The sequence below is a fragment of the Bradyrhizobium sp. genome, from assembly GCF_049512235.1.
Taxonomy (GTDB): Bacteria; Pseudomonadota; Alphaproteobacteria; order Rhizobiales; family Xanthobacteraceae; genus Bradyrhizobium.
Genome location: NZ_JBEKXH010000337.1, coordinates 1 through 7005, shown reverse-complemented (window position 1 = coordinate 7005; position 7005 = coordinate 1). Strand labels below are relative to the sequence as shown.

Sequence of the window (7005 nt, the reverse complement as noted above, 5' to 3'; positions counted from 1 at the left end):
CCGCCGACGGCGCCGGGCCGTATCTGCGAGATTTGCCCGATGCCGAATTGCACTTGATCGACACGGGCCATTTCGCCCTGGAAGACAAGGCCGATGAGATGATTCCGCTCATCCGCGGCTTCCTCGACCGCAAATTGCCTGGCTCATGAACTAGCCTCGGCGTGCGGTCGCTTTCAAAACAAAAAGCGCGCATTCCCGGTCACGGGAATGCGCGTTCAGTAGGAGAAGCCCCACCTGAAGAAAGGAAAGGATCATGTTAGGTACATTTCCAGATCTGGTTATATCCGCAGGCTATTTGTTCGCTGCTGGTGCTTTCGTTCCTAGCGCAAGGGAAATTATCGGCCCGTCGCCTCTGGTGGCGATCGAAAATGAGCCTCCAGCCAGGTTGATCGTCGATCCACCGCTTCCGGAGCAGCTTGCGCAAGGCCGCGTCTTTATCCAATACCGTACGGAAAATCTGCGTGTCATCCCGGTCTTCGGCAAGGGTGCCCTCGATGTGTCGCCGCGCGTTGGCCATGTCCATATCACGGTCGACGACGCCGCGTGGCATTTTGTCGACGCCAGCGGCGAAACGGTGATTATCGTCGGCCTTGGGCCGGGATCGCACCGCGTGTTGTTCGAGTTGGCCGATCCCACACACAGGGTCATCTGCAGTGAAACCGTGCATTTTATCATACCGGCTCGCATGGACGCCAGTTAAGCGAGGCGATATCTAAACTCGGCTTTCGACAACAATTCGGAGTTCCATTCAATACCTTCGGCGGGCGTCATGGGATGCTCGTCAGCGGTTCTGGACGATCCGAGCCGTGGCGCAACAGAGGGAACGATACGATGGACATGCTGGAACTGAAGTCGCGCCTGGCCGCGCCGCTGCACACACCGACCAGCCTCGGCTCCAACGCGGTGCGAGATATTTCGGGCGCCCTGACGGCGCTGTTGGCCGATATGTTCGCTCTGTATCTCAAGACAAAGAATTTCCATTGGCATGTTTCGGGTGCGCATTTTCGTGACGACCATCTGATGCTGGACGAACAGGGCGCTCAGATCCTTGCGACAACCGATGCGATTGCCGAGCGCGTCCGCAAGATCGGCGGAACGACGATCCGGTCGACCGGGCATGTCGTGCGTCTGCAGCGGGTATTGGATAACGACGCGGACTATGTGACGCCGCTCGACATGCTGGCAGAACTGCGTGACGACAACATGCAACTGATCGCCCGGTTGCGCGAGACGCATCAGCTCTGCGACGAAAACCGAGACGTAGCCACCGCCAGCCTGATCGAACCGTGGATCGACGAGGCAGAGGGGCGGGTTTGGTTCCTGTTCGAGAGCAGCCGACGCCCGGCTTCGACAGAGAGTTAGCTATCGAACAGATCATCAATCCGCCCCCGGCAAACGATCAGGAGAGAAATATGCGCAGATTGATCAATGCCTGCCGCCGGTCGTCACCTTCGCGGGCATGGCGGCGGCGCCTAATTGGCAATGACCGGTACAACAACGGGGAAATGGCGACATGTTGTTAATACTCAAATCGACGTTGTTTCGCGCGATCCTGGGGTTTGTCCAGGTAATAGGAGTCGCAGCGGTCGCCGCCGCTGCTCAACAGCGTTCGCAGCCCCGCCCGGATGGAATTCCGGACCCGATCTGTTCGTCGGCACAGGCCGAGGTCTCCGAAGAAGCGTCGTACCTGGTCGAAAACGAGGCGGCGATGAAGCGGATGATGTTGGATATGGCGGCCAGGCCGACGGGCGATATCGATCGTGACTTCGTATCGATGATGTCTCCCCATCATCAGGGCGCCATCGATATGGCGCAAGCGGTGCTGCGTCATGGACGCAACGAGCAGATCAGACGACTGGCACAGGAGATCATCGTCACGCAGCAGCAGGAAATTGCAGCGATGCGGCTCGCAGTTGGCGATCCATTGCCGCCCTCCATGCCATCGCCCACCCAGGTCGCGAAGTCTCCGGAGCGGCCATAGTCGAAGGTTGCTGAACCCAGGGACTGCCCCCTTAAAGAGGAGCTTTTGATGAAACGAAATGTCTGGAAGTCGGTTCTCGTTGTGAATGTCCTGTTGGCGATGCCGGCCGCGGTGTGGGCCGGCCAAGTGCCTGGCGCGGCCTCCGACGCGGATATTGCGATCACCCATCGCGATCGCGTGTACACGGCGGAGCAATTCTCGAATACGATTTCCGTTACCGACCCGGTGGACAGCCGATTGCTCGGCGTCATCAGGCTTGGCGATCCGCAGCCGGGCAACTTCAGTCCGCTCTATCGTGGACAGGTTCTCGTGCACGGCCTCGGATTCGCGCCGGACCACAAGACGATCGCCGCCGTTTCGATCGGGTCGAACTCTGTTACGTTCATCGACACCGCCACCAACGCCGTGAAGCATACCACTTATCTCGGACGCTCCCCGCACGAAGTGTTCTTCACCCCGGACGGGAGGGAGATTTGGGTGACGGTGCGCGGACAGGACTACGTCTCGGTGCTCGACGGGGAGACTTATGAAGAAAAGAGCCGGATCACGGTTCCGGCCGGACCGGGAATGCAGATCTTTTCGCCCGACGGAAAATATGGCTACGTCTGTTCGTCCTTCAATCCGGAGACGGTCGTCATCAGCGTCGCCGACCATCGGATCGTCGGGCACGTCAAGCAGGAGAGTCCGTTCTGCCCGAACATCGCGGCGACGCCGGACGGCAAGCAGGTATGGATGACGCTGAAGGATACCGGCCGCGTGATGGTGTTCGACGCGCAACCTCCCTTCGCGGTGCTCAACTCATTCGAGACGGGGCCGATCACGAACCACGTCAATTTCGCGTACAATGCGAACGGGAAATTCGCGTACGTAACGGTAGGAGGCTTGAACGAGGTCAAAGTCTTCCGCACCGATGACTTCGTGCAGATCGCAGCCATACCGGTCGGTAAATTGCCCCATGGCGTCTGGCCGTCCGGAGATGGCAGCCGCGTCTATGTCGGGCTCGAAAACGGCGATGCGCTGGTCGCAATAGACGCTCTGACCAACAAGGTGATCGCCGCCAGTCCGATCGGACAAGGTCCCCAGGCAATTGCCTACGTCCCGAATGCGGTGCCCGAGGGCGACGGTTTGCAGAACCTCGAGGCGCCGGGTGTCGCCGGCCAGGCGTTCCATCTGCAACTGGCGGCACCGGCGAAGCGCGGCGACGACATGGAGACGGCTCCAACGAGCGTTTCCCTGTTCGACCAGGGGCTCACCCAGGTGCTGGAGGCATCCGTCACCGGTCTTGAACCGAGGCATCCCTACGTCCTCGCACTTGCAGCCGATGCCGAAGGCAAGGGGCCGTGGGAGCCGCTATCGGCATTCATGACCAACCCGTCGGGATCAGCGATTGTCAACGCGGTCGGCCCGATCAGGCAACTCCTCAACGGCGAGGATAAAATCCGGCGGCGCTATCTGGTTGTTCTCACCGGCACGCCAGACAAGCCCGGAACGGCTGTGCAGATGCAGACTCCGGACTAAGGTCGCACCTTGGGGTTGGCCGGGAAGGAATAAGGAGAATTCTGTCATGGCCAAGGTGGTTTCGGTCAATGTCGGACTTCCCCTTGAGTTGGCCTGGCGTGGCAAAATGGTGCGGACCGCGATCTGGAAGCGCCCCGTGGATGGAAGGCTGTATGCGCGTCGCCTCAACCTCGTCGGCGACGGACAGGCTGATCTGGCGGCTCATGGCACGGGATCGCGAGCAGCTATCTTCACGAGTTTGCAAAAGTCGGAGAAACGCTCGAAGTTTCTGCGCCGCGTGATCGCGGAAGAATACTGTTATTTGTCGAAGATTGTACCGCCGCCATATGTCTTTTTGCAACACCTACAGGCCCTTGTCGGAGGCGAAACCCCATTCACCGGCCGTTGCTCAAACGGTGGGTTTTGGTCTAGGAAAGTCGAAAATACCTTATCTTTCGATGGGGGTTGACTGTCACTCTCTCCGCCAGAACATATTGAAATATAAGTTTAATTTCTCTTTCGCGATAGACGGACTCCGGAGCGGACCTCGGGGTGGAAGCCAATGTAATCCGTTATGAAATTCAGTCGAATGCAGAGATCAAATCGCGCTTTGCTTTTGTTTCTCCAGCTTCACGCCAAAGAGATACCGCGCACAGATCCATTGGTACAAGTCGATTGCGCGCGTAGATTTCGATATGGGGGCGGGCAAATCGGAAGGTTTGCGATCAGAGCGGTCACTATTTCATCGCTCAGCCAGGTCAGCATGATGATCTTGGCGCCCTTTGTTTTTCTGAAAACGAAAGAACAGGCGAGCTGCAGAAATTTCGCCCAACGCTTGTATTATCCGCCGCGCGTGCCGCCTTGTCGCTAGATGTTCCGCGCCGGATCGCTCGGGAAATCATCGACCGCATCCTTGAGGAATGCCGCGAGCCGCTTCGCTTCGTATAGCAATTTCATGCGGTGCGTGGTCCTCCGTGCCATCACTTCAAGCTGATTGAGGCGCGGCGGGTGTGCATAGGCGGCTCCATGCACGGCGACCTTACGTGCGCCCTGCGCGCTCGGTGTCAGGGCGTCCGCACCTTGATGCCGCCAAGGGCGTTGGCGGCCTTGGCGAAATTCTGGTCGAAGCTGATGAAGGCCTCACATCCTTCCGCCTTGGCCAGGTGCAGACCATCCGCAAAGTCCACGCCCTGCCGCATCCAGCCCAGCGCCTTCGCCGTGGCGGGAGCATCTTCCAGATTTGCGCGCGGCAGTCCCGCGAAATCGGAGAGGGCCTTGGCGCGCTGGGCAGCGGAAAATCGATAGACGCTGCGCAGCACCCACTCGGTCTCCAGCAGGACCGTGGTGCAGACGAAGACGTCATTGTTGTCGATCAGACTGCGCGCCCGGGCAGCCTGTCCTGCATCGTCGTCCACCAGATAGCGGACGATGAGATTAGTGTCGATTGCGAGCATGCCGTCGTTTCGCCTCGGCGGCGATCCCCGCTTCCATGTCCGCGATCGATTTTGCAGGCCCCTTATAGGATAGCGAGCCAAACACGTCTTTCGGCCGGGTGGGCGCAAAGGCGGGCTTCGCCTTCAGCAATACGCCCTCGGCGGTATCCTCCACCACCAGTTCCGTTCCGGCGCGCCAGCCCAGCCGTTCCCGGATCGCCTTGGGCAAAATCACTTGGCCCTTGGTTGAAACGGTAGTGGTCGATTTCTGCTCGGCGGACACGACGGCTTCCTTCGGTAAGACAAAAGTAAGATAGTCCGACTTGGGCGGGATGGCAAGGCCCATGCCGGAACGTCGGCTGCTGAGATTCGCGATCCACAATCTCCGTGAAAGTCTGATCCACGGAGTTGCCGCGGCGACCCGAAAGCCCGATTGACCGTTTGTGGCATAAGCGACCACCGGCGGATGCCAGTCGTCGACGATTGAAGTTTATCCGTTCGGCCAACTTGAAGCGTCACCTACCTGAATGCCAGCTGGCGCCGAGGCTTGGCGCGCTGCGGGGGCGCGGGATTAGCCAATTGCCGGTAGGCAGGACCGTTGGTTCCGACGCGCTGGAACGAAAAACAGCTTGTACATCAATAAGGATTGACTGACACTCTCTCCGCCAAACCAACCTGTATCCCGTAGTTTTCCACTGCGGCCGGCCTTGCGATCAACTGGCCGTGGCCGATCTGCGCCGCAGGTGCCCGGCGACGGAGACTTGCAAATCAGTGCCTAGTTACTTACTCTTATAGCGTAGGCATAGTACTCATCATCGTCGTTCGTGGCCCGCCAGATCCTGATGATTCTTATGATATTTTGAATCACACTGCCGAGCGTAGCGTAATCCGCGTCAACTCGGATGGCCGCCCGAGCCGCAACGCAAAGCCGGGCCACAGCGCGGTGCCGTTGTTGACGTACAGCGTCATCCCATCGACGTCGTATCGACCCGAAACGTATCCGGCATTGGCGCGCGCGGTCAGCCGGTCGAGTCCGATGATCATGCCGCCGTGGGTATGTCCGGACAGTTGAAGCGCTACGCCGAGCGCGGCGGCCTGTCGTGCCGCTCTCGGCTGATGGTCCAGCAGGATGATCGGAATACCCTTCGGCGCGCCATTCAGAGCGGCAGCGAGGTCGGGCGCGGGATGCCCGGTATGGGCCGCCGACAAATCGGTGACGCCGGCGAGAACCAGCCTGCCGCCGCCACGAACAAGTACCACGTGATCGTTCTCGAGGGCTCGCATCCCCATTTCAGCGTAATGCGCCATCCAGGCGCGATAGCTGAAGAAATACTCGTGGTTGCCGGGGATGACATACACGCCATCAGCAGCACGCAGGTCTCGCAACGGTTCGACGTCCGCGCGTCGCGCCGCGAGGCTGCCGTCGATCAGGTCTCCCGTCACCACGATCAGGTTCGCGCCGAGGCCATTCGCCCGCTCGACGACGGCACGCGCCCATTTCGCGGTGAAAAGGCGGCTGATGTGGAGATCGCTCAGTTGCAACACCGTGTAACCGTTGAATTGCGGTGCGAGTCCCCGGATGCCGATCTCGATGTCCTTCAACGGCGGCACTCGCAGCGCCTGGCGGACGCCTGCCGCAGCGAGGAGGGCGGCGACGGTGCCCAACCCGTAGCGTATGCCGTCGGGTACGCCAACGCCGCCGCCATGGACCAGCATTGCAATCAGCGTCCCGACATCGAGCAGCAGTTGCATTGGCGCGAGCAGGATGATCGTTCCGAACGCCCAATTGAAGAGAATGACCACGGGGCGCGGGAATTCGGGCGAGAAGACCGACCCCGATGAAAGCTGGCTCCAGTAATGATACTGCGAGGCGGCGAACAGGATCACCGTCGCAACGCACTTTACCGGAATAGGTAATTGCAAAGGCCATAAGAACCGCGTGACGACAAACAGACACGGCAACACGAATATGAGGCGAAAAATCGGTCTATCTCCCAGGGTGCGAAAGTTGCTTAGACCGAACCGCGGCCGATCACAACAAGGACCGGGATAGTTGCGGCCTCTGGATCTGATCGCGCGGCTAGCGAGCGTCCA

Annotated in this window: 8 protein-coding genes and 1 pseudogene; 6 read left to right on the top strand and 3 right to left on the bottom strand. The window is 59.7% G+C overall.

What is annotated here, in order from left to right:
• The 6 genes and pseudogenes from ABSG20_RS25385 to ABSG20_RS25360 form a co-directional block, all read left to right on the top strand.
• Window positions 1–149 (top strand): annotated as a pseudogene (locus ABSG20_RS25385) (alpha/beta hydrolase); the annotation flags it as partial.
• A gap of 104 nt (window positions 150–253) precedes the next feature.
• Window positions 254–700, top strand: a complete 447-nt coding sequence (locus tag ABSG20_RS25380; protein WP_423867240.1) for a DUF6130 family protein — start codon at window positions 254–256, stop codon at window positions 698–700.
• Window positions 701–831: 131 nt separating this feature from the next.
• Entirely contained in the window at window positions 832–1362 is a 531-nt protein-coding gene (locus ABSG20_RS25375) for a Dps family protein (protein WP_423867239.1), read from the top strand.
• 175 nt (window positions 1363–1537) lie between these two features.
• Entirely contained in the window at window positions 1538–1981 is a 444-nt protein-coding gene (locus ABSG20_RS25370; protein ID WP_423867238.1) for a DUF305 domain-containing protein, read from the top strand.
• A 48-nt stretch (window positions 1982–2029) separates the two neighbouring features.
• The gene (locus ABSG20_RS25365) at window positions 2030–3499 is read left to right on the top strand and encodes a YncE family protein (protein ID WP_423867237.1); all 1470 of its coding nucleotides are present in this window, start codon (window positions 2030–2032) and stop codon (window positions 3497–3499) included.
• Between the two features lie 46 nt (window positions 3500–3545).
• Window positions 3546–3947 carry a hypothetical protein gene (locus ABSG20_RS25360; protein WP_423867236.1) on the top strand — a complete coding sequence of 134 codons (402 nt, stop codon included), beginning with the start codon at window positions 3546–3548 and terminating at the stop codon, window positions 3945–3947.
• Between the two features lie 595 nt (window positions 3948–4542).
• Here ABSG20_RS25360 and ABSG20_RS25355 read toward each other — a convergent pair.
• The 3 genes from ABSG20_RS25355 to ABSG20_RS25345 form a co-directional block, all read right to left on the bottom strand.
• Window positions 4543–4932, bottom strand: coding sequence for a type II toxin-antitoxin system VapC family toxin (locus ABSG20_RS25355; protein WP_423867235.1), 390 nt, complete (start codon window positions 4930–4932; stop codon window positions 4543–4545).
• A complete protein-coding gene (locus ABSG20_RS25350) occupies window positions 4913–5194 on the bottom strand; it encodes an AbrB/MazE/SpoVT family DNA-binding domain-containing protein (protein ID WP_423867242.1) in 282 nt (93 codons plus the stop codon). Before ABSG20_RS25350 ends, ABSG20_RS25355 begins: the two co-directional genes overlap by 20 nt.
• A 581-nt stretch (window positions 5195–5775) precedes the next feature.
• On the bottom strand, window positions 5776–6894 hold the full coding sequence (locus ABSG20_RS25345) for a metallophosphoesterase (RefSeq protein WP_423867241.1): 1119 nt from the start codon (window positions 6892–6894) through the stop codon (window positions 5776–5778).
• Window positions 6895–7005: the final 111 nt, after the last annotated feature.